Origin of the sequence: Pseudonocardia sp. TRM90224 (assembly GCF_021245725.1) — a bacterium.
Taxonomy (GTDB): domain Bacteria; phylum Actinomycetota; class Actinomycetes; order Mycobacteriales; family Pseudonocardiaceae; genus Pseudonocardia.
Genome location: NZ_JAJGSX010000009.1, coordinates 61,319 through 85,473, shown reverse-complemented (window position 1 = coordinate 85,473; position 24,155 = coordinate 61,319). Strand labels below are relative to the sequence as shown.

The window sequence follows — 24,155 nt, the reverse complement described above, 5'->3', positions numbered from 1 at the left end:
CGGCGCGACCCGTGCTAACTTCTCGGGCAGGTCATGAGTGCCAGCGTCAAGCCCCGGCTTGCTGGCCGGCAACCCTCCTCCGCGGTGGGGTGCTCCGGGTGACGACCAGGCCGTCACGTGAGGTGCGTGGTGGCAAGCGCGGACCCGCCCCATGCCGGGTCCCCGGCCTGGAGGCAATGCGCCATGACGACCAGCTTCGCCCCTCTCACCACCACCACCGCTCTCCCCCGCGTCGTGGGGGCCGAGCTGCCGGTCCCGCTCGTCACGGGCGGCACCGCCGAGTACGCCAACCTCGACCTCGCCGCCAGCGCGCCCGCGCTGGAGGACGTCGCCGCGCACGTCACCGCGCTGCTGCCGTACTACTCGAGCGTCCACCGCGGCGCCGGGTACGCCTCGCAGGTGTGCACGTCGGCGCTGGAATCGGCCCGCGCGACGGTCGGCAGCTTCGTCGGGGCCCGCGAGGACGACGTCGTCGTCTTCACCCGCAACACCACCGACGCGCTGAACCTGCTGGCCGCCTGCGTGCCGGCGTTCGGCCAGGTGCTCTGCCTCGACATCGAGCACCACGCCAACCTGCTGCCCTGGCGGCGCGGCCGGCACCGCGTGCTCAGCGCGGCCGCGACCGTCGAGGAGACGATCGCCGAGCTCGACTCCGCGCTGCGCGCGACCCCCACGACGCTGCTGGCGATCACGGGAGCGTCCAACGTGACGGGTGAGGTGCTGCCCATCGCACGCATCGTCGAGATCGCGCACGCCGCCGGCGCGCGGGTCGTGCTCGACGCCGCGCAGCTCGCGCCGCACCGCTGCATCGACATCGCCGCGCTGGGCGTCGATTACGTCGCGCTCTCCGGGCACAAGCTCTACGCGCCCTACGGCGCCGGCGCGCTGATCGGTCGCCGCGACTGGCTCGACGCCGCGCAGCCGTACCTCGCCGGTGGCGGCGCCGTGCGTGAGGTGGCCGCCGGCGGTGTCCCGACCTGGGCCACCGCGCCGCACCGGCACGAGGCGGGCACCCCGAACGTCCTGGGTGCCGCCGCGCTCGCGCAGGCCTGCCGGACGCTCGCGCCGGTGCTGGCCGAGGCCGGGCCGGAGCACGAGCGCACGCTGCTGGACCGGCTGCGGGCCGGCCTCGACGGCATCCCGGGCGTCAGCACGCTGCGCATCTGGCCCGACAGCACCGAGCGGGTCGCGGTGCTGAGCTTCACCGTCGCCGACCGCCCGGCCGGTTACGTCGCCGCGTACCTCTCCGCGGAGCACGGCATCGGCGTGCGCGACGGCCGGTTCTGCGCCCACCCGCTGCTCAGCCGGCTCAACCCGGGTTCGGGTGAGGCGCTGCGGGCCAGCATCGGCGTCGGCACGACGGCCGAGCACGTCGACCGGCTGGTCGAGGCGCTCCGCGCGCTCGTCACCACCGGGGCGCGCTGGACCTACGCCCCCGTCGACGGGCGCTGGGCGCCGACACCGGACCCGCGCACGATCGACCCGCTCGGCATCGGCGCGTCCGCTGTCGCGACGCCGGGGTGCGGGCAGCGCTGAGAGCCCCGAAGTTCCCCACCGTTTTGGGCACATGCGCGCGTTTTCGGCGCGCATCCACCCAAAACGGTGGGGAAGTTGCGGTGTCCCTCAGAGGACCTCGTTGCCGAGCGCCGGCAGTGACGGGCGGCAGGGCGGTTCGACCGCGGAGGCCGGGTCGAGCGCGTTGAGGACGATCTGGCCGGTGCGCGCCGTCGAGATGATCGACAGGTGGTCGGAGAGGTCGATCTCGCAGCCGTCCTGCACGACGATGTTGGTCGCGTTCGGCGCGTCGAGGACACCGCTCGTATAGGGCACCACGAGCTGGTCGTACCTGGTCATGACGGTCGTGTAGGTGATGCCGGGCACCGCGGCGCCGCCCGGCTGGGCGTGCATCCGCTCCAGGTACGGCGAGCCGGAGATGAACTGCGGGCACGAGCCGCACGGCACCCCGACGACCGCCGATGCCGGTTCGCGCACGCCGAGCCCGTCGGCCAGCTCGGCGACGGGCAGCGGCTTGGCGAGCGTCCCGTCGTAGAGCGGGGTGACGGCGACGTAGTCGTCGGTGACGTCCGCGCCGCCCAGGAACTGCAGCCAGTACTGCGGCATCAGCGTGCCCTCGGAGTGCCCGACCAGGTCGACCCGCTCGGCGCCCGTCGACGCCAGCACCTCGTCGACGAACGCGTCGAGCTGCTCCGCGCTCTCCTCCATCGGCAGGAACCCGCCGACCTGGTCCTGCGGGTAGACCGCGCCGGGCGGCACGCCGTAGGTCAGCGCGTAGACGCAGTAGCCGGCGTTGGCGAGCAGCGGCGCCATCGTCTGCCAGTTCGTGGTCTTCGAGCCGGTGAGCCCGTGCACGAGCACCACCGGGTCGGGGTGGGCCGCGCTCGGCCGGCAGCTCCAGTCGTTCGCGCCCGGCGGGTCGGCGTCGGGTGTCGCCAGCCCGGTGAGGCCGCGCACGAACCCGTACGGGACGGGCAGGTCACCATCGGTCTCCGGCGCGGCGTAGGCCACCGAGCCGAGCCCGCTCACGCCCAGCACGCAGGCACCGATCACCGACATAAGCCACCCACGCCGCCAGCCCATGGCGACGCAACGAGCGGGACGTACCGATGGTTACGCCATTTGACCAGGTGCGGGATCCGGGATCCGATGGCGGAGCAGCACCCTGCTGCCGCGCTCGTCGAAGCGGATGAGCACCGACTCGGAGATCGTGCTCATGAGCGGGATTCCCCGACCGCCGGTCTCCGGATCCGGCGCCGGCGGGCGCCAGTGGCCGTGGTCGACGACCTCGATCGAGAGCGTCCCCGGCTCCGTCCACAAGGTGAGCTCCACCGTCGCGGGCCCGTCCGGGCGGTTGCCGCGGTAGGCGTGGCTCACCGCGTTGGCGGCCGCCTCGTCGACGGCGAGCACGACGTCGGCCGTCTCCTCCTCGGTCAGCTGCAGCGGTTCGAGCCATCTGGCCAGTTGATGGCGGATCACCGACAGCTGCTCCGCATCGGCCGGCCAGCTGCGGTGGACGAACTCGACGTGGCCGATCGCATCCATGCTTTTGACGTTCCACGCGAGGCCCCCGACCCAAACCCCGCCCACCGCGCGGAGACGTTCGTTCGCCGTCGACGAACGGTCGCCGCTGGTCGCGGCGCCGCGGGTGGGAGGTCGGCGACCCACGCTCGCGCAGGTCGCGTGCGTTTCGCACGCAAGGGCAGGAAAGCCACTTTCCTGCCCTGTGAGGGCCGGAAAGTGGCTTTCCTGCCCTCCCCCGGGGCCACCCGGTCTGCCGCGTCGCCGACCTGTGGTGGCGCCCCCGCGGCGTCAGCCCGCCTCGGCCCAGCCGCTCCGGTACTGCGCCCAGTCGGCCTCCGTCGCGTCGAAGTCGACGTAGACCGCGGCCCCGACCGGACGGTCCGGGGCGGCGCCCAGCCCCACCCTGATCCCGCGCACGGCGGCGGCGACCGTCTCGGCCCCGGTGTGCATGACGCCGTCGCGGAAGGCCGGCACGCCCATGAGCAGCTCGACGCCGTCCGGCACGGCCTGCGTCGCGAGCCGGGTCTGGACGGCGACGTACCCGCTGTAGGCGATCTCGAAGGGGACGCCGGTGTCGTAGGACATCATCGCGACCTGGTCGACCTCACGTGCGACGGCCGCGAAGTAGTCGAACGACCACCAGTGCGGGCGGCCGAACGCGAGCTGCCCCGGCAGGTGCATCCCGGCCACCATCTCGACCTGGTTGACCGCCGCCGAGAGGATCGCACCGCTCGCCCTGGTCACGGCACGGGTGGCGGTCAGCAGCTCCAGGTACGCCGCGTTCCCGCTCGCGACCGGCTCGAAGTCGTAGTGCACGCCGTCGAATCCGTCGGCCAGCACCGCGCGAACGCCCTGCAGCACCCGCGCGCGGGTGGCGGGGTCGTCCAGGCGCAGGCGGTCGTCGGCGACGACGTTGCCGAGCCACGCCTGCACCCGCACCCCGGGGGCCGCCGCGTGCACGGCCTCGACGAGCCACCGCGCCGATGGGCGCAGTGTGGGGTCGAGCGTGCCGTCGTCGGCGAAGGGCCCGGCGTGGACGTAGAGGTCGCGGATGCCGGTCTCGCGGACCAACGCGGCGAGCGCGTCGACGTCGGCCGGGCCGCGCCTGCCGTCGACCCAGGCGTGCCCCATCCACAACGCGTCGCCGCCGCGGGTCGCAGCACCGGGCCCTCCGCTGCCCTCCACCGCCAGCCAGCCGAACCCGCCGGCCAGCACCAGGATCGGCGCGAGGAGCGCGGCCACCAGCGCGGCCAGCACCGTACGTCCGGCGGACGAGCGACCCACCGCAGCAGCGACGATCCAGCCGGCCGTCACGACGCCCACCAGCAACGGCCACAGGACGCCGTCCCCGCCTGCGAGCATCCGCGCCCAGAAGATCATGGCGACCAGCAGGACGGTGCCGACCGCGGCCGCCACGACCCGCACCGGGCCGCGCGGCCGAACCGGCCGGCTGCCCTCGGCGAGCGCGGTGCCTGCCGCGCTACCAGACATCGCCGCCGCGGAAGTCGCAGGCCAGCTCGCCCTCGACCGCAAGTGGAACCGCGCACGGCAGCACGTAGATGGCGCCGTCGTCCTCGGGGGTGCGCCGCATGCCGTCCGGCGCCAGCACCGCGGACGGCCCCTGCCACAGCACCCATCCGCGCCCGGCGTAGAGCGGCGCGGCCTGCTCGCTCGCGCTGAGCGCGCCCACGTCGTACGCCGCGCGGATGACCCGCTCCAGCTCCGCCATCATCGCCCCGGCGTGTCCGCGCCCGCGGTGTGCTGGATGCACCCCGACGCCCTCGACGTACCCCGCCCGCACCGGGCGCCACCCGCCGTCCCCGTCGCGGTGCAGGAGCTGCCGCTGCACCACGCAGGCGTGCCCGACCAGCTCGTCGGCCTCCCGGACCAGTACGTGCACGCCGCCGAGCGAGTGGTCCCAGTCGTCATCGCCGAAGCCGCCCCCGAACGCGACGTCGAGCAGAGCGCGCGCCGCGGCCAGCGTCGCGGCGTCGAGGTCGGCCGTGTGCGCGATGCGCAACTCGGTCATGTCGTGATCCTTCCAGTGCCCGCGTGCCGGTCGCGGCGGGGTGGCCGGCCGCTCACCAGGCGGTCGCCGCCGGGCCGGGCCGACCACGCCCCTTCACCCCTGGTCAACCCCGCGATCTGCTGCTGCACCTCATGTGCGCGGCGGACGGGCAGCTCGGCGGAGATCGTCCAGTACTCCCGCCCCTGTCGTGTCTCCCGAACCGCTCCCTCCGCACCGAGCAGGAGCGCGGTGACCGGCCCGACGGTGTCGGGCGGCACCTCGACCTCGACGTCGTGGCACGGCTCGTGCACGCGGGTGCCTGCGTCCGCGAGCGCGCGCAGCAGCACCTGGTGGGCCAGCGCGCGGAAGTCGCCCGCGGCCGTGACCGGTGGGAAGAAGCGGGTCGCAGTCACGGTCACGACGCAGTCGACGACCGGCCAGCCGTGCACACCGCCCTCGGCCAGCGTCTTGCGCACCGACTCCTCGATCGCCCGGTGGAACGCCAGCGGCAGCCCACCGAGCTCGACCTCCAGCCGGTAGCCGACCCCGGAGCCCGCAGGCGCGGGCTCGACCCGGAACCCGAGCTCGGCCCACAGCACCGGCCGCGCCTCCGTGTCGAGCTCCTGCGCCGCGGCGCCTGTTCCGGCGAGCCGCTCCAGGTAGACGACACCGAGCGGCTCGAACACCGCGTCGACGCCGTGCTCCGAGCGGAGCATCTCCGCGATGACCTCCCGCTGCACCTCGCCGTGCAGCCGCACGCTGGTGCCCCCGCCTGGAGCGGGCGCGGTGTGGATCAGCGGGTCCTGCTCGGAGAGCGCCATCAGCGCCGTGTGCAGACGGCTGGTGTCCTCCGGGCGCGCGGGCCGCACGACCGTCTCCATGCTCGGCGTGGTGACCGGCGTGAGCACGCGGGCGGGTGGCTGCCCGATCCGGTCGCCGACCCGGGCCGGCAGCCCGGTGACGGCCGCGATGTTCCCGGCGGTGAGCACGCTCGCGCCGGAGCCGGCGACGGCGATCCCGGTGATCCGGCCGCTGACGCTGCGCGGGCCGTCGAGCTCGACGCGGTGCAGCGTGACGCGCTCGCGGGCGCGCAGCCTGCCGGCGAACAGCCGCACGTGGGCCGTGCGCGCCCCGCCCGCCGCCCGGTCCAGCGCGAACACGGTGCCGGCCGCGGGCTCGTCGACCCGCTCCCCCGCCCGCACCGCGATCCCGCGGAGCAGCCGCAGCGCGGCGCCGAGGTCCTCGACGCCCTGCCCGGTCAGCGCCGAGCCGGCCACCACCGGCTGGATCCTGGCCGCGCCGAACTGGCGCTCGACGGCGTCGCGGATCTCGTCGGGTCGCATCGGCGGGCCGTCGACGAGCCGCCGCAGCACGGTGTCGTCGTGCTCGGCGAGCACCTCGACGGCGTCCGGCACCGGCAGGCCGCGCGTGCGCGCCGCGGGGGTGCCCGCGTCGACGGCCGCGTTGAGCGCGATGGCGTGCGGGGCGATCAGGCGGCGGATGTCGGCGAGCACCCGGTCGGGCCGCGCGCCCGATCTGTCGATCTTGTTGAGGAAGATCACGCACGGGACGTCGGCGCGACGCAGCGCCCGCATCAGCACGCGGGTCCGCGCCTGGACGCCCTCGACGGCCGAGACGACGAGCACGGCCGCGTCGAGCACGCCGAGCGCGCGCTCCACCTCGGCGGCGAAGTCGGAGTGGCCCGGCGTGTCGATCAGCGTGACGTCGAGGTCGCCGACGGTGAGGGACGCGACGGCGGATCGGATGGTGATGCCGCGACGGCGTTCGATGGCGCCGGTGTCGGTGCGGGTGCTGCCGGCGTCGACACTGCCGAGCGTCGTGATGGCGCCGAAGTCGAACAGCAGCCGCTCGGTGAGGCTGGTCTTACCGGCGTCGACGTGGGCGAGCACGCCGATGGTGAGTGTGGGCATGCAGGTAGGGACCTTCGCGATGGGAACCGACAGGGAGCTGGGTCACTCCGCATGCCTGACGCATCGCTGGGTCTCCTGTCATTGCACGACCGGTCCGTCACACCCTCGCACGCGGCGCAATCGGATATATGCAGACTGTCGTCATGGACACGACCTCGACCGACCACCTGCTGAGCACCACCCGCTCCGTCCGCCTGAAGCTCGACCTGGAACGCCCGGTCGAGGACGAGGTCCTGCTCGAATGCCTCCGGCTCGCGATCCAGGCGCCGACACCCGGCGGGGCGCAGTCGTGGCGGTGGCTGGTCGTCCGCGACCAGGAGACCAAGAACAAGATCGGCGCGTACTTCCGCGCCGTCGGCAACGCCTACATCCAGGCCGGCATCGAGGCGGCGGGTGAGGCGGCGAAGTCAGGGCCGGTGGCGCGGATGGTGCGTTCCGGGCAGCACCTCATCGACGTGATCGAGAAGGTGCCGGTGCTCGTCATCCCGTGCGCGCAGGGCCGGCCCGAGGGCGGGAACGCGGAGACGTCCGTCTTCTACGGCGGCATCTTCCCGGCCGTGTGGAGCTTCCAGCTGGCGCTGCGCTCCCGCGGGCTCGGGTCGACACTCACCAGCTACCACCTCGGCCACGAGACGGAGGTCGCCGAGATCCTCGGGATCCCCGACGGCGTGACGCAGGTCGGGCTGCTGCCCGTCGCGTACACGACGGTGCCGGACTTCAAGCCGGCGCCGCGGACGCCCGTCGAGGAGATCGCGTACCTGGACCGGTGGGGGCAGGCCATCAGTTCGTAGCGGAGTGCGCTCCCCGCGGGCCCCTGGGAAGGGCAGGAAAGCCACTTTCCTGCCCTGTGAGGGCCGGAAAGTGGCTTTGCTGCCCTCGCCCCGGGACTCGTCAGCCGTCGATGACTTGCGCCAGCCCGCGGTGGAAGTGCGTGAGCGCACCCTCGTACCGGCCGAACTCGAAGTGCTCGTTGGCGCCGGACGCCAGGCCGCGTTGGATGGAGTGGGCCATGGCCAGGTCCTCCGATAGCCCGTCGACCTGCAGGTCGACCCCGCGCTTGAGGGCGGCGGTCGCCTCGGGGTCGTCCACGTCGAGCGTCGTGAGGATGTAGTTGTGCACCCGCGTGCGGTCGACCCCGACCGGCTCGTTGATGATCAGCGAGACGCTCACCGGGAACGTCGCGACCACGGCGTTCGGGAACAGGTGGTAGACGTAGGTGAGCGAGCCCGCGGGCGAGCGGTCCGCCGGCGGCAGCGCGCGCTGCTTCTCGATCCGGCGGTACGGGAAGACGATGCGGGTGTTGCGGCCGAAGTGCTCGACGACGTTCAGGTTGTCGAACTGCAGCGGGTAGAACGTCTGCTTGTGGGTGGCCCGCAGGTGGTAGCCCTCCAGGAAGCCGTCCATGAAGATCTTCCAGTTGGCCGCGACGTCGGTGATCGTGGCGCTGTGCAGCCGCAGGTCAGGGGTGAGCACGCCGGCCAGGACGTCGAGCTCGGGGCTCGCCTCGGCCGGCCCGTCCTGCGTGACGAACACCAGGCCGTGGCGTTCTTCGGCGCGCACCGGCACGAGACCGCGGGTCGCCGGGTCCACGTCCGGGAAGCCGGCGGCGTCGGGGATGTGGCGCAGCGCGCCGTCCTGCCCGTAGACCCAGCCGTGGTACGGGCAGACGAACGCCGTCGCGCAGCCCGAACCTTCGGCGAGCTGTACACCGCGGTGCCGGCAGGCGTTGCGGAACGCGCGCACCACACCGTCGCGAGCACGGACCACGAGCAGCGGCACCCCCGCCGCCTCCCGCGCGATGTACGCGCCGGGCTCGGCGAGCGCGGCGGACGGGCAGAAGGGGGTCGGCGTGCGCCGCAGCACCCGCTCCAGTTCCAGCTCGAGCCGTTCCGGCGAGCGGTAGTGCTCGACGGGTTCGCGCCACGATCCCGCGGCGAGGTCGGTCGTCCCGCCGTCGATGTGGTCGAGAACCTGCTGGATCACCGACCGGTCGTCCGCCAGCTGCGTCATCCCCACCCTCTCCCCCGCGCCCGACTCCCGACAGTAGGCGAGCCCGACCTGCGACGGGAGCCGAACGGAGCAACCGGTTCGACGCGGGGATCCCACCCGAAAGGCCTGTGCCATGATCCCGGCATGCAGGGGTTCCGACTCAACGGCTCGCGCGTGCTGGAGATCGACCTCCAGAACAACGCGGTTCGGGCCGCCACCGGGTCCATGATCGCCTACGCGGGCGACGTCAAGTTCAAGAACGCCGGGATGGGTGGCGGTGACGGGCTCAAGGCGGCGCTGAAGCGGCGAGCGACGGGTGAGTCGGTCTCGCTCATGCAGTGCACCGGCAACGGCACGGTGTGGTTCGCCAAGGACGCGATGGAGATCCTCCTCATCCAGCTCAACGGCGAGACCTTGAAGGTCGAGTCGGAGCAGCTGCTCGCGCTCTCGGACAAGCTGCGCACCGACGTCGCCTTCGCCGGGCTGCGCGGCGCGACCTCCGGGCAGGGCCTGTTCACCACGACCGTCACCGGTCAGGGCGACGTCGCGCTGCTCTCCGCGGGCGGCCCGCCCATCGCGCTGCAGGTCTCACCGCAGTTCCCGCTGGTCGTCGACCCCGACGCGTTCATCGCCAGCCAGGGGCAGCTCAACCAGACGTTCGTCACCGACGTGTCGTGGCGCAACCTCATCGGCGAGAGCTCCGGTGAGGCGTTCTCGTTGCGCTTCGACGGCAACGGTGTGGTCTACATCCAGCCCGAGGAGCGCTGAGTGGGCACGTTCGAGCAGGTCAACGCGAAGGTTGTGGCCGCGCCGGTCGGTCAGGGCCGCGAGATCCTCGCGCGCCGCGGCGCGATGCTCGCCTACACCGGCGCCGTCAACTTCTCCCCCGTGCACACCGGCCAGGGCGGCATCGGCGGTATGGCCGGGCGGATGATGGCCGGCGAGCAGGTGCAGATGATGGCCGCGCACGGCACCGGCAAGGTCTACTACGGCTACCGCGGCCTCTACGTAACGATCATCGACGTCGACGGGTCGGGGCCGCTCTCGGTGGAGGCCGACCGGCTGGTCGCGCACGACGCCGGGCTGCAGTCGGCCATCGTCTTCCTCGGCTCGCAGGGCGGCCTGCGCGGCGCCGTGCGGGGCGCCGTGACCGGGCAGGGCCTGTTCACCACGCAGCTGCACGGCTACGGGAGCGCGGCCGTGATCTCCCACGGCGGCACCATCGCGCTGCCGGTCGGTGGGCCGCAGCCGGTGGCAGTCGACCCGCAGGCCTACGTCGCGCACGTCGGGCAGGTGAACGTCGACATCTCCGCGAACGTCGGCTGGCGCGACGCCGTCGGGCGCGGGTCCGGCGAAGCCATCCAGCTCAAGCTCACCGGCAGCGGCACCGTGTACGTCCAGGCCTCGGAGCAGAAGATATGACGCAGCCACTGAACCCGCAGACGCTCCCGGACAACGACAACATCCCGGGCAACCACTACGCCTACTGCGTGCGGCTGGAAGGCCAGCTGTTCATGCAGACCGGGCGGATGATCGCCTACTACCCGGCGCCGCACGGGCAGGGCATCAAGTTCGAGCCGCTCACCATCGGGAGCCTCGGCGGGTTCGTCGCCAGCCGGTTCTCCGCACCGCTCTACACGCGCGACTGGGTGGTCGCGAGCGGCGCCGGGCACCTGATCCTCGGCGACCGCGGCTACGACATCAACAGCTACGACCTGGACGAGGGCAACCTGACGCTGCGGGCTGCGAACCTGCTGGCGTTCGACTCGACGCTGGAGCTAAAGCAGTCGATCGTCCCCGGGTTCCTCACGCTCATCGGCACCGGGAAGTTCCTGGCGTCCAGCTCCGGCCCGGTGATCTTCGCCGAGCCGCCGATCCGGGTCGATCCGGAGGCGCTCGTCGGGTGGGCCGACTGCCCGTCGCCCTCGCACCACTTCGACGCCAACTGGATGGAGAACTTCCTGGGTGCGGCGATGGGGTTCTTCGGCTCCAACTCCGGCGAGGAGCGCCAGTTCGACTTCACCGGCGCCGGCACCGTGCTGCTGCAGTCGAGCGAGAACTCCGTGACCGACCCGCACCTCCTGCGGCAGCTCGAGTCGCAGGTCGGGTCGCTGAACACGGGTGGGCTGACGCAGCTGCAGCAACGGATCCAGTCGCTGCTGGCGCAGCAGCAACGGTGAACCGTGCAGGGGAACGTGCCTTTGCACGATCCCCGAAAACGGGCCGGATGATCAGCACGGTCCGATGCACGTGAGGAAGAACGTACAGCCGGTACGTCTCTCCGTCGGCCGGTTCATCATCGCACGTCATCGGCTTCTGTGACAGCTGGAGCAGCTCCCCGCAGCAGCGCCGTCGTGGCCACGGCGACCACCGCGAGGGCTGCTGCCGCGACGAGCGCCGCGGTGTGCATCCCCGCGAGGTACGCATCGCGGGCGGCGGCGAGCAGCGTCCGGCCGGCCCCGGCGGGCAGACCCGCCGCAACACCGGTCGCGCCGGCCAGGCTCTCGGCCGCCCCTGCCGGCACCCCGGCGGGGATCCGGCTGCTGTAGACCAGCGCGCCGATGCTGCCGATCGTCGCGATGCCCATGGCGTAGCCGAACTCGCCGCTGACCTCCGAGAGCGACGCGGCCGAGCCCGCCTTCTCCTGCGGCGCGGCGCCGATGATCAGGTCGGTGCCCAGTGCTGCGAGCGGGCCGGCGCCGAGCGTGATGAGCGAGAACCCGATCACGAGCGGTGCGAGCTGCGCGCCGGTCGCCGCGAGCGTCAACAGGCCCGCGACGCACACGACGAGGCCGCCGCCGATCACCCACGCCGGACGGAACCGGGCGGCGAGCCCGGGCGACACCAGGCTGCCGATGATCGACGCCAGCATCGCCGGCACCATCCACAGCGCCGCGACCAGCGCGGACAACCCGAGCACGAGCTGGAGGTGCTGGGTGACGAAGAGCATCATCGCGCCCGTCGCCAGCGTGCCCACCAGCATCGTGCCCAGCGCCACGCTGAACGTGCGGTCGCGGAAGAGCGCCAGGTCGAGCAGCGGGTCGGGCACCCTGCGCTGCCGGCGGACGAACAGGACGGCCACGGCGATCCCGGCGACGAGCGTCAGGGCGGGCAGCGGTGCCCAGCCGTGCGCGGCCGTCTCCTTGAGGCCGTGCACGACCAGCAGGATCGCGACGATCGAGAGCGCCGCGCTGGGCAGGTCGAGCCGCCCCGGCCGGCCGGCGTCGCGGAACTCCGGCAGCACCAGCGGCCCCGCCACCAGCAACACCGCCATGGCCGGCACGCCGAGCAGGAACACCGCACCCCACCACAGCGCGTCGAGCACGAGCCCGCCGATCATCGGCCCGACCGCGGCACCGCCCATGAAGCAGACCATCCAGATGCTGATCGCCGTCCCGCGCTGCCGGGGATCGGGGAACATCGTGCTGATCAGCGCCAGCGTCGAGGGCATGAGCGTCGCCCCGGCAATCCCCAGCAGCGCCCGCGCGACGATCAGCATCTCCGCGCTCACCGAGAACGCGGCCAGCACGGAGACCGCGCCGAAAGCGGCCGCGCCGATCAGCAACAGCTTGCGCCGTCCGATGCGGTCGCCGAGCGTGCCCATCGTGATCATGCAGCCGGCCAGCAGGAAGCCGTAGGCGTCGGTGATCCAGAGCTGCTGCGTGGCCGACGCGCCGAGGTCGGCGCTGATCTGCGGCAACGCCAGCAGCAGCACGAACACGTCGATCGAGACGAGGAACGTCGGCAGCGCGAGCACCGCCAGCCCGATCCACTCCCGCCGGCCGGCGGCCCGGGTCTCTTGCGGGGTCTTCTGCGAGGTCACGTCGATCTCCTCCACCGTCTTCCGGGTACGTACTCCTGGAACACGGATGGCCCGCGGAACTCATCGGTCGGGCGCGACCACCGGCAGGTCGAACGACGGGAAGCGGTCGGGGCCGAAGCTGACGATCTCGGTGATCTCGCCGTCGATCACCCGCAGCACATCGAGGGAGAACGCGCGGAACTCGCCCGCGGCCTCGTCCCACGCATAGCAGGCCGCGGCGGGCTGGCCGTTGGCGCGCGTTGCGACCGTCCGCAGCCGGCCCGTGTACTGCGGCGACGCCGGATCGAAGCCCTTCCTCGAGGCGACGAGCACGGCCGCGCGCCCCTCGAACCAGGTGACGTGCGGTGGCATCGAACCGCGGACGTCCGCGCTGAGCACGCGCGCGAGCTCCGCGGCGTCGGAGTTCTCGTGCGCGGCCATGTAGCGGCTCAGCACCTGGCGTTCCTCGTCGGTCGGCTCGCTGACCGGGCCCCACTCGATCCGCCGCTGCGGCAGGTGCTCCTGGAGGGTGGCGCGGGCCCGCTGCAGCGCGCTGTTCACCGAGGCGACGCTCTGCTCGATCGCCGCGGCGACATCGCGGGCCGGCCAGCCCAGCACGTCGCGCAGGATCAGCGCGGCCCGCTGCCGCGGCGGCAGCAGCTGGATCGACGCGAGGAACGCCAGCTCGATCGTCTCCCTGCTGACGGCGGTCGCCTCGGGGCCGGCATCGGCCGAAGGGATCTCGGGAAGCATCTGGTCGGGGAACGGCTGCAGCCACGGGTGGTCGACGGGCGGGCGCAACGGGAGGTGCGGGTCGCCGGCCGGGCCGAGCTGCGCCGGCAGCACCCGCCGCGGCGTGCGGGTCAACACGTTCAGACAGGCGTTCGTGGCGATCCGGTAGAGCCAGGCGCGCACCGACCAGCGCCCGGTCGCGGTGAACCCGGCGAAACCGCGCCAGGCCAGCAGGAACGTCTCCTGGACGAGGTCCTCCGCCTCGTCGAAGGAGCCGAGCATCCGGTAGCAGTGGACCCGCAGCTCACCCCGGTGCGGCTCGACGAGACCCGCGAACGCCGCAGCGTCGCCGGCTCGCGCGGCCTCGACCGCGGCGAGATCGGCCGACCGGTCATCGACGACGCCCACGCCGCCATCATGCCAACCCGGGGATGCCGACTCGGACGAAAGGTGCATCTCGGCGGGCGGGCACGGCGGTTCGACCCGCCGGACGGGCGGGGAGTCGGGCCCCGGCCCGTCCGGCGGCCCAGCGCCCGAGGAGGCGGTGTGAGCCCCACGCCACCGTTCCTCGGTCGGGTCGTGCCGGTCGAACGGGTGCAACGCTGCCCGAGGCCCGTTTCACGCCGATGTCACCGGTGTTTCAGGCCGCCTTGTCTGCACCAGCCAACTCGACACACCGACCGCTGTGCCTCAGCGCAGGTCGACAGCTTGCGGCCGAGCGTCGAGGACGCGCTGACAGCAGCATGGGAGCGTGTCCTTGGGCGGTGTCCGGGTCACCCGAGGTTCTGCGTCGCGCGGCGGTAGATCAGGTGAGTCACGCCGATCCCCTCGATGATCTCCGCCGGCTCGAAGCCGATCGGCGCGGTGTCGCCAAGCCCGGTCAGCATGGGCGTACCGGCACCGAGAACCACAGGCACGACGTCCATCCGCAGCTCGTCGAGCAGGCCAGCACTCAGCGCCTCGGCCACGGTCCCGCCGGGGCCGACACCGATGTCACGATCGCCTGCCACCTCACGGGCCTGCGCGATCGCATTCTCAACGCCGTCATTGACGAACGTGAACGACGTCGTAGTTGCCTCCCAGCCGGCCGGCGGTGGACGGTGGGTGACGACGAACACCGGCACGCCGCTCGGGTGCCGCCCGTTCCAACCCGCAGTGAGGTCGAACAGGTTGCGGCCGACGACACAGGCCCCGATTCGCTCTTGCAGCTCACGCAGGTACCGGGCGGTCGCCTCGGAGGTGCGGTAGGTCAGCCGGTCCGGATCAGCCGTGGGGGTGGCGACGGTGCCGGCCGTGCACCATGCGAACAGCCGGTCGAACCCCGTCTGACCGGGCCCGGAGATATACCCGTCCAGCGAGACGGACGCCTGCGTGAAGACCTTTCCCATGGTGCCCCCAGCGCGTTCGCGATCTTGACAACCGGGACTCTAACACATATAAAACCATCTGGTTATCGAACCGGAAGGTTATCGACATGGTTGCAAGCGACACGCTGGACACGACCTTCGCGGCACTGGCCGACCCCACCCGGCGGGCCATCCTGGCCCGGCTCGCGGCCGGTGATGCCACGGTCACCGAGCTGGCCACGCCGTTCGCGATGAGCCAGCCGGCCGTCTCCAAACACCTGCGAGTGCTTGAGCGAGCCGGCCTGGTCAGTCGCAGCCGCGACGCGCAACGCCGGCCGTGCCGGCTGGTGGCCGAACCACTGAGGACGGCCACGGACTGGCTGGCCGACTACCGCGAGTACTGGGAAGCGAGCTACCAGCGATTGGATGCCCTGCTGGGCGACCTGCAGGACGGCGAAGCGTGACATCTCCACACCCCGGCCTCGGGCTGCGGGTCGTCGCGTCCGGGACCACCGACCTCGTCCTCACCCGCACATTCGCCGCTCCCGCGCCGCTGGTCTTCGCCGCGCTCACTCAACCGGAACTGCTCCGCCGCTGGCACGGCGCACGCGGCTGGCGGCTCACCGTCTGCGAGGTCGACCCGCGCCCCGGCGGTGCCTGGCGGTTCGTCTCCACCGGCCCGGCCGGCGCCGAGATGGAACTCCATGGGCTGTTCCGCGAGGTCGTACCGCCGGTGCGCCTCGTACAGACCGAGATCCACCGTGACTGGGCCGACGGTGAGGCACTGGTCACCACCGTTCTGGACGAGACCGACGGACACACCGCCATGACCGTCACGGCGCGATATTCCTCGTCCGAGATCCGCGACGCCGTCGTGCGCAGCCCGATGGAACGCGGCGCCGGCGAGGGATACGACCGTCTTGCCGCCCTGCTCGCCACCCTCATCCACGAAAGGCGCCATCCATGACCGACACAGCCAGCCCCGCCAACGAGATCCCCAAGGATTCCGGCAACCCACCCGTGCCGCCCGGCACGCTGTTGCTCGAGCTGGTGCCGGTGCCGGTCACCGACATCGAACGGGCCAAAGCCTTCTACCAGGACCAGCTCGGGTTCCGCCCCGATGTCGACATCAACCCGAAGCCCGGTATCCGCATCGTCCAACTCACCCCACCCGGTTCGGCATGCTCGATCACCCTCGCCGAAGGTCTCCCCACCCTCGACATGCCTCCGGGAACACTGCGCGGTCTACACCTGGTGGTCGCCGACATCGAGGCGTCCCGCGCCGAACTCGTCGAGCGCGGCGTCGAGATCAGCGAGGTCGAGGACCTGGGGGGAGTGTTCTACGCGTACTTCGCCGACCCCGACGGCAATACCTGGTGCCTCCAGCACATGCCCTGGCGTTGACCCGCGGACGTGGCATGACCGTCGTCAGGTGCCGATCTTGGTGCAGTCAACTCGCCACGGGCACGGTCAGGCGTGCGGTGAGCCCGTCGGCGACGCTGCCCGTCACGGCGGCGAGCTGGCTCGTGTACCCGTCGCTGAAGACGTTGTCCGAGTCGAGCGACGACCTGGCGAGGTTCGAGACGCTCGCGGAGTACCCGTCGGTGGCGTAGACCTGGTCGCAGACGTCCTTCGGCAGCGCGAGCTGCGAGGTGGTGATCGCCGTCGACCCCGACGTCGCGGTGGCGAGGTCCGGGTAGACCTCGAAGTGCGCGTGCGGCCAGCGGCCCGCGTACGCGCCGGGGAAGACGCTCGTGAACCTGACCAGCCCTGTCGCGTCGGCCTGCTGCACGCCACGCAGGTAGTTCTGGTCCTCGGCCTCGTAGAGGGAGTAGCGGCCGTCGCGATCGCAGTGCCACAGGTACAGCGCGGCACCCGGCAGCGGGGCGCCGCCGTTCGCGGCATCGACGAGCAGCAGCTCGATGGTCAACGGCACACCGGCCGCCGTACCGGACAGGGCGCCGAAGCTCGACCGGATGTCGCTGCGGACCACACCGCTCTCGGTGAGCACGTTCGGCCCGTTCGAGCCGTCGCCGGGGAACGGACCTGCCGTCTCTTGCGGGATCTCGCCGGCCGACCCCGCAGCTGTGGATTGCGCCGGCGTGCCTGCCGAGGCGCAGCCGGCGACGGCCGCCAGCCCGGCGCCCGTGAGCAGCGCCAGCATCCGGCGGCGCCCGAGCAGGCGGGGCAGGTCGACGCGCAAGCCGCCGTCGTGGTCGGGGTGCTCATCCTGCGGGTTCATGCCAGTCACAGTGCCGGCCGAAGCTGTGTGCGGGCTATGAGTTGGCTGTGCGCCGCGATTGGAGCGGCGGCCGTTCTTCGAGGGGGGTGGAAGAACGGCCGCCGGTGCACGAGCGCTGCGGTGAGGGGGTTACCGCCTGCCCGTGCTACTCAAGCGTAACCCCGTTTGCCGGCTTGTGTCGGACAGTTGTCAAGCTCATGTCAAACACTAAGGTCCGGGCTGTGGCGGAAACCGGGAGCACCAGCGGGCTCGACGACGTCGCCGATCACCTCTACGAGGTGCGTCCCGACGAGTTCGTGCCCGCTCGCGACGACGCCGTCGCGCAGGCCAAGGAGCAGGGCGACAAGGACCTCGCGAAGGCGATCGCGCGGTTGCGCAGGCCGACGAAGGCCGCGTGGCTCGCGAACCTGCTCGCCCGCAAGCGCAGCGAGCAGCTCGCCGCGTTGATCTCACTGGCCGGCGACCTCGCCGACGCGCAGCGCACGCTGGACGGCGGGGCGCTGCGGGCGCTGTCGTCGCAGCGCAACCGGCTGGTCGCGGCCATGGCCCGGGAGGGCGGCCGGCTCGCGCACGAGGCAGGTGACTCGGCCGCGGAGTCGGTGCTGCGTGAGCTGCAGGGGATCCTGGAGGCCGCGCTCGCCGACCCGAACGTGGCCGCCGAGGTGCAATCGGGCCGGATGACCAGGACCGTCGCGTACAGCGGGTTCGGCCCGGCGAGCGACCCCGACGCCGTCCCGATGCCGGCGCCGCGCGCCACGACTCCGACGCGGTCGGGCCCCGCCGCGGACCCGGCCCCGGCGGAGACCGCCGACGAGTCCGACGACGAGCGCCGGCGCGAGGAACGTGCCCGCGAGCGCGCCGCCCGCAAGAAGGCGCTCGACGAGGCGGAGCGCGAGGAGTCCGCCGCCACCGAGCAGCAGGAGCGGGACGAGGCGAAGCGCGAGGACACCGACTCGGCGCACACCGCCGCGAAGGCGCAGGTCGCCGACCTCACCGCCGAGCTGGAGAGGGCGCGCGAACGCGAGCGCGAGGCCGCCGCGGCCGCCCGGGCCGCCGCGAGCGCGGCCAAGGAGTCGGCCAGGGCGGCGGGCGCGGCGTCGACCAGGGCGGCCCGGGCCCGCGCGCGCTACGACGAGCTCGCCGACGACTGACCGGCACGCGCCAGCACCCGAACTTCCCCACCGTTTTGTGCACTTGCGCGCCTGTGGGGCGCGCAGGTGCACAAAACGGTGGGGAGATTTGGGCTACTGGGTCTGGCGGCGCAGCTCCGCGCGGGCGAGGGCGTTCTTGTGCACCTCGTCCGGGCCGTCGGCGAAGCGCAGCGTCCGGATCCCGGCGAACCAGTTGGCGAGCGGGAAGTCCTGGCTGAGCCCGCCGGCGCCGTGCACCTGGATGGCCTTGTCGACGATCCACTCGACGGTGGCCGGCGTCGCGATCTTGATCGCCTGGATCTCGCCGTGGGCGCCCTTGTTGCCGACGGTGTCCATCAGCCACGCGGTCTTGAGCACGAGCAGCCGCAGCTGCTCCACCCGCACCCGCGACTCGGCGATCCAGTCGCGGATCACCCCCTGCTCGGCGAGCGGCTTGCCGAACGCGACCCGCTCGCTCGCCCGCCGGCACATCAGCTCGATGGCACGCTCGGCGATCCCGATGGAGCGCATGCAGTGGTGGATGCGGCCGGGACCGAGCCGGGCCTGCGCGATGGCGAACCCGTCGCCCTCGTTGCCGATCAGGTTCTCCACCGGCACCCGGACGTCGTGGAACGCCAGCTCGGCGTGCCCGCCGTGGTCGCTGTCGTCGTAGCCGAAGACGTGCATCCCGCGCTTGATCTCCAGCCCCGGGGTGTCCCGCGGGACGAGGATCATGCTCTGCTGCTGGTGGCGGGGCGCCTCGGGATCTGTCTTGCCCATCACGATGAAGACCGCGGCGTTCGGGTTGAGCGCGCCGGTGATCCACCACTTGCGGCCGTTGATCACGTACTCGTCGCCGTCGCGCACGATCCGGGTGCTGATGTTGGTGGCGTCGGACGACGCGACGTCGGGCTCGGTCATCGCGAACGCCGAGCGGATGTCGCCGGCGAGCAGCGGCTCCAGCCAGTCCTTGCGCTGCTGCTCGCTGCCGAACTGGTCGAGCACCTCCATGTTGCCGGTGTCGGGGGCCGCGCAGTTCATCGCGGCCGGCGCGAGGTGGATGCTGCGCCCGCTGATCTCGGCGAGCGGGGCGTACTGGAGGTTGGTGAGGCCCGCGCCGTTCTCGCCGGGCAGGAACAGGTTCCACAGGCCGCGGCGGCGCGCCTCGGCGCGGATCTCGCCGACGACGGGCCGCGTCGACCACGCCCAGGGGTCGTCCCCGGCGGCCTGCTGCTCGGCGAACACCGGCTCGGCCGGGTAGATCACCTCGTCCATCAGGGCGAGGACCTTGCTGCGGTACTCCTCGGTCGTGGCGTCGGGGGCGAAGTCCATCGCGGCTACTCCTTCACGAATCCGGGTTGGTGACGAGCGTGCGGCCGCCGTCGACGACGATCATCTGGCCGGTCAGCCACGCGGCGTCCGGCGAGAGCAGGAACGCGACGACCCCGGCGACGTCCTCGGGCACACCGAGCCGCTTCAGCGGGTACGCGGCGGCCACCGCGTCCTCCTTGCCCTCGTAGAGGGCGGTCGCGAAGCGGGTCTTGACGACGGCGGGGGCGACGGCGTTCACGCGGATCGACGGACCCAGCTCGACCGCGAGCTCCGTGGTGATGTGGGCCATCATCGCCTTGCTCGCGCCGTACATCCCGATCCCGGGCGACGGCTTGAGCGCGGCGACCGAGGAGACGTTGACGATCGCGCCGCCGTGCTCGCCCATCCAGGCGCGATGGGCCTGCTGCGCCCAGGACAGCGCCGAGATCGCGTTCACCTCCACGATCTTGCGCGCGGCCCCGAGATCCATCTCGATCATCGGCCCGTAGACGGGGTTGATCCCGGTGTTGTTGACCAGCATGTCGAGGCTGCCGAACGTCTCGACGGCCTGCTTGACGGCGTCGCTCTGGTGCTCGACGTCGTCGCCCTTGCCGGCGATGCCGAGCGCGTGCTCCGGGCCGCCGAGCGCCGCGACGGCCTCGGCGAGCGGCTCCGGCTTCCGCGCGGTGATCACGACCTTGGCGCCGTCGGCGACGAGCCGTTCGGCGATGCCGAGCCCGATACCGCGGCTGGCCCCGGTCACCACCGCGACCTTTCCGTCGAACCTGGAACCCACCCTGCAGCCTCCTTGCCGATGAAACAGTCGCCAATGACTAAGCGCTCGCTTAGAGTTGCCGCGGACGATCCGCTCGTCAAGACCGCCCGTCGTCGTGAGGACCGCTTGTGATGCAGAACACCGAGGCCACCGCGCGACCCGCCGCCGCCCGCGAACGCCTGCTGGCTGCCGCGGTCACCGCGTTCGCCGCGAAGGGCTTCCACGGCACGACGACCCGCGACATCTCCGTCGCGGCCGGCATGTCCCCCGCCGCGCTCTACGTGCACTACCGCTCCAAGGAGGAGCTGCTCTACCAGATCTCCCGCGACGGGCACGAACGAACGCTCGCCCAGCTCAAGGCGGCCGCGGCGGCGTCGGACGACCCGGTGCAGCAGCTCACCGGCATGGTCCGCGGGTTCATCGTGTCGCACGCGCAGGGCCACACGAGCGCCCGGATCGTCAACTACGACCTCGCCGCGCTGGCCCCCGAGCACCTCACCGATATCCAGGCGATCCGCCGGGCGATCGACGACGAGGTGCGCGCGGTGATCAGGGCCGGCGTGGCGAGCGGCGCGTTCCGCACCGACAACATCAACCTCACCGCCACCGCGCTCCTCTCGCTCGGCATCGACATCGCCCGCTGGTACCGCGACGACGGCGCGTGGCAACCGGACGAGATCGCGGAGCACTACTGCGCCTTCGCGTTGCGCATGGTCGGGGCGGGCTAGGCCCCAGCCGGGCGGGGCGCCGGGGGGTGCCAGGAAAGTGGCTTTCCTGGCGCCACAGGACAGGAAAGTGGCTTTCCTGGCAACGTGTGCGGGGCGCACACGTTGCAGGGTCGGCTGCGAGACTGGGCGGCGATGCGCCTTCCCGATCTTCCCGACCTGCCGGTGCGGGCCGCGCTGGACGACATCGTCGGCGCGCTCGCCGAGCACGGCACGCTCGTGCTCGCCGCACCGCCCGGCACCGGGAAGACGACGCTGGTCCCGCTGGCGCTCGCCGCCGCGACCGAGGGGGCGGCCGAGGGGAAGGTGCTGGTCGCGGAGCCGCGCCGGCTCGCGGCGCGGGCCGCGGCCCGGCGGATGGCCGCGCTGCTCGGCGAGGACGTCGGGCGGACGGTGGGCTTCTCCGTGCGCGGCGACCGCGCGGTCTCGGCCCGCACCCGCATCGAGGTGGTGACGTCTGGCCTGCTCGTGCGGCGGCTGATGGCCGATCCCGAGCTCGCCGGCACCGCCACCGTCATGCTCGACGAGTGCCACGAGCGGCACCTCGACGCCGACCTGCTGCTCGCGCTCCTGCTCGACGCGCGCGACGGCATCCGGCCCGACCTGCGGCTGCTCGCGACGTCCGCGACCGTCGACGTCGGACGGCTCGGCGAGCTGCTCGGCGGTGCGCCCGTGATCGAGCTGGCCGCGCGCACGTTCCCCGTCGACGTCCGGCACGTCCCGCCGGCGCGGGGCGAGCGGATCGAGGCGTGCGTCGCGCGAGCGGTGCGCACCGCCCTGAGCTCCGGTGACGTGCTGGCGTTCCTCCCCGGCGCCGCCGAGATCCGGCGCACCGCAACCGCGCTCGACGGGATCGACGCGGACGTCCTGACCCTGCACGGCCGCATGCCGGCGGCCCAGCAGGACCGCGTGTTCCAGGCCGGCGGGCGGCCGCGGGTGGTGCTCGCGACGGCGGTCGCGGAGTCGAGCCTGACCGTGCCGGGTGTGCGCGCGGTCGTCGACGCCGGACTGGCCAGGGTGCCGCGGGTCGACCACCGCCGCGGGCTGGCCGGGCTGGCGACCGTGCGGGTCTCGGCCGCCGTCGCCGACCAGCGCGCGGGACGCGCGGGCCGCGAGGCACCGGGCGCCGCCTTCCGTTGCTGGCCGGCGGGCGAGCTGCTGCCGCGCTACCCCGAGCCGGAGATCCGCACGGCCGACCTGACCCGGCTCGCGCTCGACCTCGCCGACTGGGGCACCCCCGACGGCAGCGGCTTGACCTGGTGGGATCCGCCACCGGACGGGCCGCTGCGGGCGGGGCAGCAGGTGCTGGCCGCGCTCGGCGCGCTCGACCGCACGGACGGGGGGACGATCACGCCGCGCGGGCGTCGGATGGCCGGCCTCGGCCTGCACCCGAGGCTGGCGAGGGCGCTGCTGGACGGCTCGGAGCGGGTCGGCGCGCGGACCGCCGCCGAGGTCGTCGCGCTGCTCGACGACGACACGCTCACCTCCGACGTCGAGGTCGACGCCGCCTTGCGCGCGCTGCGCGCGGGGTCGGCGCCGGGCGCGGGCCGCTGGAAGGCGGAGGTGAGCCGGTTGACGCGGCTCGTCGCGGCGCCCGACCGCAGGCAACGCGACGGGTCGGCGAGCGCGCTGGTCGTCGCGCTCGCCCATCCGGAACGGCTGGCCCGCCGCCGCGCCGGGGACGCGCCGGTGTTCCTGATGGCCGGCGGCACCGGCGTCGAGCTGGTCGCCGGTGGGCCGCTCGGGGCGCAGGAGTGGCTGGCGGTGGCCGTCGCCGACCGCCGGCCCGGCGCGCAGAACGGGACGGTGCGACTCGCCGCGGCCGCCGACGCCGACCTGGCGATCGAAGCGGCACCCGCGATGCTCGCGGAGGCCGACGAGGTGGGCTGGGAACGCGGCGACGTCGTCGCGCGGCACGTCAGGCGGCTCGGCGCGATCGTGCTCGACGAGCGCCCGCTCGCCCGCCCCGACCCGGCCGCCGTGCGGGCGGCGCTGCTCACCGGGCTGCGCACCGAGGGCCTCGGGCTGCTCCGCTGGACCGATCGCGCGCGCTCGGTCCGCACCCGGATGGCGCTGCTGCACCGCGTGCTCGGCGAGCCGTGGCCGGACGTCTCCGACGACGCCCTGCTCGCCGACCCCGACCGCTGGTGGACCCCGCAGCTCGCCGCGGCCCGGCGGCGCGCCGACCTGGCCCGCGTCGAGGCCGGGGACGTCCTGCGCGCGGTGCTGCCGTGGCAGCTCGCCGGCTCGCTCGACGAGCTGGCGCCCGAGCGCGTCCAGGTCCCCTCCGGCTCGCGGATCGCGCTGGACTACGGCGGCGACCAGCCCGTGCTCGCCGTCCGCCTGCAGGAGGTGCTCGGGTGGACCGCAACGCCGACCGTCGCCGGCGGGCGGGTGCCGGTGGTGCTGCACCTGCTCTCCCCCGCGGGCCGGCCGGCCGCGGTGACGGGCGACCTCGCGTCGTTCTGGACCGGCGGCTACCCGCAGGTGCGCGCCGAGCTGCGCGGGCGCTACCCGAAGCACTCGTGGCCGGAGGACCCGCTCACGGCGACCCCCACCCGCCGGCCCGGGCGCTGACGGGACGACCGCACGCCGTCCGCACCGCTCGGGGAGGGTCAGGAAAGCCACTTCCTGCAACCACGTTGCATGAAAGTGGCTTTCCTGACCTCACCCCGCCGCACCCCAGTCGAACGCGTGTTCTATCCTTCCGCGCGTGGACACCGAAAGCTCCCCCACCGCCGCAGCCCCCGCCGAGGCCGACGAGGCACCCGCCGAGGCACCCGCCGACGCATCGGCAGACGCTCCCAAGCGCCGCGGCCGCCCGAAGGGCTCGACCGCCAAGACCACCCGCACCGTCGAGCTGACGCTCACGGTCAGCGGCACCGCCGACGGCGACTGGCAGGCGGAGCTGAAGCAGGGCAGCTCGTGGCTGACCCGCGGGCTTCCCGTCTCGGCCACCGCGGTCTCCCGTGCGGCGCAGGAGCTCTCGGTGGAGATCGCCGAGCCGATCGACGCCGTCATCGGCGCAGCCCGCGAGCACCGCGCGGCGAAGGTCGCCGCGCTCGAGGCCGAGCTGGAGCAGGCGCGCAAGGCACTCGCCGAGATCGACGGATAGCGCATACGTA

Annotated in this window: 24 protein-coding genes and 1 riboswitch; of the genes, 12 read left to right on the top strand and 12 right to left on the bottom strand. The window is 73.0% G+C overall.

The window, feature by feature from the left end:
* Positions 1-29 precede the first annotated feature (29 nt).
* Positions 30-145: riboswitch (SAM riboswitch) on the top strand.
* 38 nt (positions 146-183) lie between these two features.
* Positions 184-1,536 (top strand): aminotransferase class V-fold PLP-dependent enzyme, encoded by a 1,353-nt coding sequence (locus LL648_RS16630; protein WP_232663478.1) that lies wholly within the window; start codon positions 184-186, stop codon positions 1,534-1,536.
* An 87-nt stretch (positions 1,537-1,623) separates the two neighbouring features.
* Here the strand turns inward: LL648_RS16630 and LL648_RS16625 are convergent, their stop codons facing one another.
* From LL648_RS16625 to LL648_RS16605, 5 genes are all read right to left on the bottom strand, one after another.
* Positions 1,624-2,574 (bottom strand): esterase/lipase family protein, encoded by a 951-nt coding sequence (locus tag LL648_RS16625; protein ID WP_232663477.1) that lies wholly within the window; start codon positions 2,572-2,574, stop codon positions 1,624-1,626.
* Positions 2,575-2,628: 54 nt separating this feature from the next.
* Positions 2,629-3,060: an ATP-binding protein gene (locus LL648_RS16620; RefSeq protein ID WP_232663476.1), complete on the bottom strand. Its 432-nt coding sequence runs from the start codon at positions 3,058-3,060 to the stop codon at positions 2,629-2,631.
* A gap of 267 nt (positions 3,061-3,327) precedes the next feature.
* Entirely contained in the window at positions 3,328-4,530 is a 1,203-nt protein-coding gene (locus tag LL648_RS16615; protein WP_232663475.1) for a hypothetical protein, read from the bottom strand.
* Positions 4,520-5,068 carry a GNAT family N-acetyltransferase gene (locus LL648_RS16610; protein ID WP_232663474.1) on the bottom strand — a complete coding sequence of 183 codons (549 nt, stop codon included), beginning with the start codon at positions 5,066-5,068 and terminating at the stop codon, positions 4,520-4,522. The genes LL648_RS16615 and LL648_RS16610 overlap by 11 nt, the downstream gene beginning before the upstream one ends.
* Positions 5,065-6,978, bottom strand: coding sequence for an elongation factor G (locus tag LL648_RS16605; RefSeq protein WP_232663473.1), 1,914 nt, complete (start codon positions 6,976-6,978; stop codon positions 5,065-5,067). The genes LL648_RS16610 and LL648_RS16605 overlap by 4 nt, the downstream gene beginning before the upstream one ends.
* Positions 6,979-7,121: 143 nt before the next feature.
* Here LL648_RS16605 and LL648_RS16600 point away from each other — a divergent pair, with 143 nt between their 5' ends.
* Positions 7,122-7,769 carry a nitroreductase family protein gene (locus LL648_RS16600; protein WP_232663472.1) on the top strand — a complete coding sequence of 216 codons (648 nt, stop codon included), beginning with the start codon at positions 7,122-7,124 and terminating at the stop codon, positions 7,767-7,769.
* Positions 7,770-7,869: 100 nt separating this feature from the next.
* Here the strand turns inward: LL648_RS16600 and LL648_RS16595 are convergent, their stop codons facing one another.
* Complete coding sequence (locus LL648_RS16595; RefSeq protein ID WP_232663471.1) at positions 7,870-8,988, bottom strand: aromatic ring-hydroxylating oxygenase subunit alpha; 1,119 nt, start codon at positions 8,986-8,988, stop codon at positions 7,870-7,872.
* A gap of 123 nt (positions 8,989-9,111) precedes the next feature.
* On the opposite strand from LL648_RS16595, the gene LL648_RS16590 reads away from it, so the two are divergent.
* Genes LL648_RS16590 through LL648_RS16580 form a run of 3 tightly spaced genes read left to right on the top strand, consistent with a single transcriptional unit; the run spans position 9,112 to position 11,147 of the window.
* Complete coding sequence (locus LL648_RS16590; RefSeq protein ID WP_232663470.1) at positions 9,112-9,735, top strand: AIM24 family protein; 624 nt, start codon at positions 9,112-9,114, stop codon at positions 9,733-9,735.
* Positions 9,736-10,389: an AIM24 family protein gene (locus LL648_RS16585; RefSeq protein ID WP_232663469.1), complete on the top strand. Its 654-nt coding sequence runs from the start codon at positions 9,736-9,738 to the stop codon at positions 10,387-10,389.
* On the top strand, positions 10,386-11,147 hold the full coding sequence (locus LL648_RS16580) for an AIM24 family protein (RefSeq protein ID WP_232663468.1): 762 nt from the start codon (positions 10,386-10,388) through the stop codon (positions 11,145-11,147). Before LL648_RS16585 ends, LL648_RS16580 begins: the two co-directional genes overlap by 4 nt.
* 116 nt (positions 11,148-11,263) lie before the next feature.
* Here LL648_RS16580 and LL648_RS16575 read toward each other — a convergent pair whose 3' ends face one another.
* The 3 genes from LL648_RS16575 to LL648_RS16565 all read right to left on the bottom strand — a co-directional run bounded on the left by LL648_RS16575 (position 11,264) and on the right by LL648_RS16565 (position 14,889).
* On the bottom strand, positions 11,264-12,790 hold the full coding sequence (locus tag LL648_RS16575; RefSeq protein WP_232663467.1) for an MFS transporter: 1,527 nt from the start codon (positions 12,788-12,790) through the stop codon (positions 11,264-11,266).
* Positions 12,791-12,850: 60 nt separating this feature from the next.
* Positions 12,851-13,909, bottom strand: a complete 1,059-nt coding sequence (locus LL648_RS16570) for an RNA polymerase subunit sigma-70 (protein WP_232663466.1) — start codon at positions 13,907-13,909, stop codon at positions 12,851-12,853.
* 365 nt (positions 13,910-14,274) lie between these two features.
* Positions 14,275-14,889, bottom strand: coding sequence for a dihydrofolate reductase family protein (locus LL648_RS16565; protein ID WP_232663465.1), 615 nt, complete (start codon positions 14,887-14,889; stop codon positions 14,275-14,277).
* A gap of 86 nt (positions 14,890-14,975) precedes the next feature.
* Here LL648_RS16565 and LL648_RS16560 point away from each other — a divergent pair, with 86 nt between their 5' ends.
* From LL648_RS16560 to LL648_RS16550, 3 genes are read left to right on the top strand one after another with little or no spacing between them, the layout of a single operon-like run.
* The gene (locus LL648_RS16560; protein ID WP_232663464.1) at positions 14,976-15,311 is read left to right on the top strand and encodes an ArsR/SmtB family transcription factor; all 336 of its coding nucleotides are present in this window, start codon (positions 14,976-14,978) and stop codon (positions 15,309-15,311) included.
* Complete coding sequence (locus LL648_RS16555) at positions 15,308-15,814, top strand: SRPBCC family protein (protein ID WP_232663463.1); 507 nt, start codon at positions 15,308-15,310, stop codon at positions 15,812-15,814. Before LL648_RS16560 ends, LL648_RS16555 begins: the two co-directional genes overlap by 4 nt.
* Positions 15,811-16,251 carry a VOC family protein gene (locus LL648_RS16550; RefSeq protein ID WP_232663462.1) on the top strand — a complete coding sequence of 147 codons (441 nt, stop codon included), beginning with the start codon at positions 15,811-15,813 and terminating at the stop codon, positions 16,249-16,251. The genes LL648_RS16555 and LL648_RS16550 overlap by 4 nt, the downstream gene beginning before the upstream one ends.
* A gap of 46 nt (positions 16,252-16,297) precedes the next feature.
* On the opposite strand, the gene LL648_RS16545 is transcribed toward LL648_RS16550, so the two are convergent.
* Positions 16,298-17,089 (bottom strand): intradiol ring-cleavage dioxygenase, encoded by a 792-nt coding sequence (locus LL648_RS16545; protein WP_232663461.1) that lies wholly within the window; start codon positions 17,087-17,089, stop codon positions 16,298-16,300.
* Between the two features lie 221 nt (positions 17,090-17,310).
* Between LL648_RS16545 and LL648_RS16540 the strand changes: the two genes are divergently transcribed.
* Entirely contained in the window at positions 17,311-18,240 is a 930-nt protein-coding gene (locus LL648_RS16540; RefSeq protein ID WP_232663460.1) for a hypothetical protein, read from the top strand.
* A 93-nt stretch (positions 18,241-18,333) separates the two neighbouring features.
* Here LL648_RS16540 and LL648_RS16535 read toward each other — a convergent pair whose 3' ends face one another.
* The gene (locus LL648_RS16535; protein ID WP_232663459.1) at positions 18,334-19,551 is read right to left on the bottom strand and encodes an acyl-CoA dehydrogenase family protein; all 1,218 of its coding nucleotides are present in this window, start codon (positions 19,549-19,551) and stop codon (positions 18,334-18,336) included.
* Positions 19,552-19,564: 13 nt separating this feature from the next.
* A complete protein-coding gene (locus tag LL648_RS16530; protein ID WP_232663458.1) occupies positions 19,565-20,326 on the bottom strand; it encodes an SDR family oxidoreductase in 762 nt (253 codons plus the stop codon).
* Positions 20,327-20,436: 110 nt separating this feature from the next.
* Here LL648_RS16530 and LL648_RS16525 point away from each other — a divergent pair, with 110 nt between their 5' ends.
* The 3 genes from LL648_RS16525 (at position 20,437) to LL648_RS16515 (ending at position 24,145) form a co-directional block, all read left to right on the top strand.
* Positions 20,437-21,033: a TetR/AcrR family transcriptional regulator gene (locus tag LL648_RS16525; protein WP_232663457.1), complete on the top strand. Its 597-nt coding sequence runs from the start codon at positions 20,437-20,439 to the stop codon at positions 21,031-21,033.
* A gap of 132 nt (positions 21,034-21,165) precedes the next feature.
* Positions 21,166-23,607, top strand: a complete 2,442-nt coding sequence (gene hrpB, locus LL648_RS16520) for an ATP-dependent helicase HrpB (protein ID WP_232663456.1) — start codon at positions 21,166-21,168, stop codon at positions 23,605-23,607.
* 136 nt (positions 23,608-23,743) lie between these two features.
* Entirely contained in the window at positions 23,744-24,145 is a 402-nt protein-coding gene (locus LL648_RS16515; protein WP_232663455.1) for a DUF6319 family protein, read from the top strand.
* Positions 24,146-24,155 lie beyond the last annotated feature (10 nt).

Coding starts and splice junctions, on each gene's coding strand:
- LL648_RS16630 (WP_232663478.1), top strand. CDS start 184: ATGACGACCAGCTTCGCCCCTCTCACCACCACCACCGCTCTCCCCCGC.
- LL648_RS16625 (WP_232663477.1), bottom strand. CDS start 2,574: ATGTCGGTGATCGGTGCCTGCGTGCTGGGCGTGAGCGGGCTCGGCTCG.
- LL648_RS16620 (WP_232663476.1), bottom strand. CDS start 3,060: ATGGATGCGATCGGCCACGTCGAGTTCGTCCACCGCAGCTGGCCGGCC.
- LL648_RS16615 (WP_232663475.1), bottom strand. CDS start 4,530: ATGTCTGGTAGCGCGGCAGGCACCGCGCTCGCCGAGGGCAGCCGGCCG.
- LL648_RS16610 (WP_232663474.1), bottom strand. CDS start 5,068: ATGACCGAGTTGCGCATCGCGCACACGGCCGACCTCGACGCCGCGACG.
- LL648_RS16605 (WP_232663473.1), bottom strand. CDS start 6,978: ATGCCCACACTCACCATCGGCGTGCTCGCCCACGTCGACGCCGGTAAG.
- LL648_RS16600 (WP_232663472.1), top strand. CDS start 7,122: ATGGACACGACCTCGACCGACCACCTGCTGAGCACCACCCGCTCCGTC.
- LL648_RS16595 (WP_232663471.1), bottom strand. CDS start 8,988: ATGACGCAGCTGGCGGACGACCGGTCGGTGATCCAGCAGGTTCTCGAC.
- LL648_RS16590 (WP_232663470.1), top strand. CDS start 9,112: ATGCAGGGGTTCCGACTCAACGGCTCGCGCGTGCTGGAGATCGACCTC.
- LL648_RS16580 (WP_232663468.1), top strand. CDS start 10,386: ATGACGCAGCCACTGAACCCGCAGACGCTCCCGGACAACGACAACATC.
- LL648_RS16565 (WP_232663465.1), bottom strand. CDS start 14,889: ATGGGAAAGGTCTTCACGCAGGCGTCCGTCTCGCTGGACGGGTATATC.
- LL648_RS16560 (WP_232663464.1), top strand. CDS start 14,976: ATGGTTGCAAGCGACACGCTGGACACGACCTTCGCGGCACTGGCCGAC.
- LL648_RS16550 (WP_232663462.1), top strand. CDS start 15,811: ATGACCGACACAGCCAGCCCCGCCAACGAGATCCCCAAGGATTCCGGC.
- LL648_RS16545 (WP_232663461.1), bottom strand. CDS start 17,089: ATGAACCCGCAGGATGAGCACCCCGACCACGACGGCGGCTTGCGCGTC.
- LL648_RS16535 (WP_232663459.1), bottom strand. CDS start 19,551: ATGGACTTCGCCCCCGACGCCACGACCGAGGAGTACCGCAGCAAGGTC.
- LL648_RS16525 (WP_232663457.1), top strand. CDS start 20,437: ATGCAGAACACCGAGGCCACCGCGCGACCCGCCGCCGCCCGCGAACGC.
- hrpB (WP_232663456.1), top strand. CDS start 21,166: ATGCGCCTTCCCGATCTTCCCGACCTGCCGGTGCGGGCCGCGCTGGAC.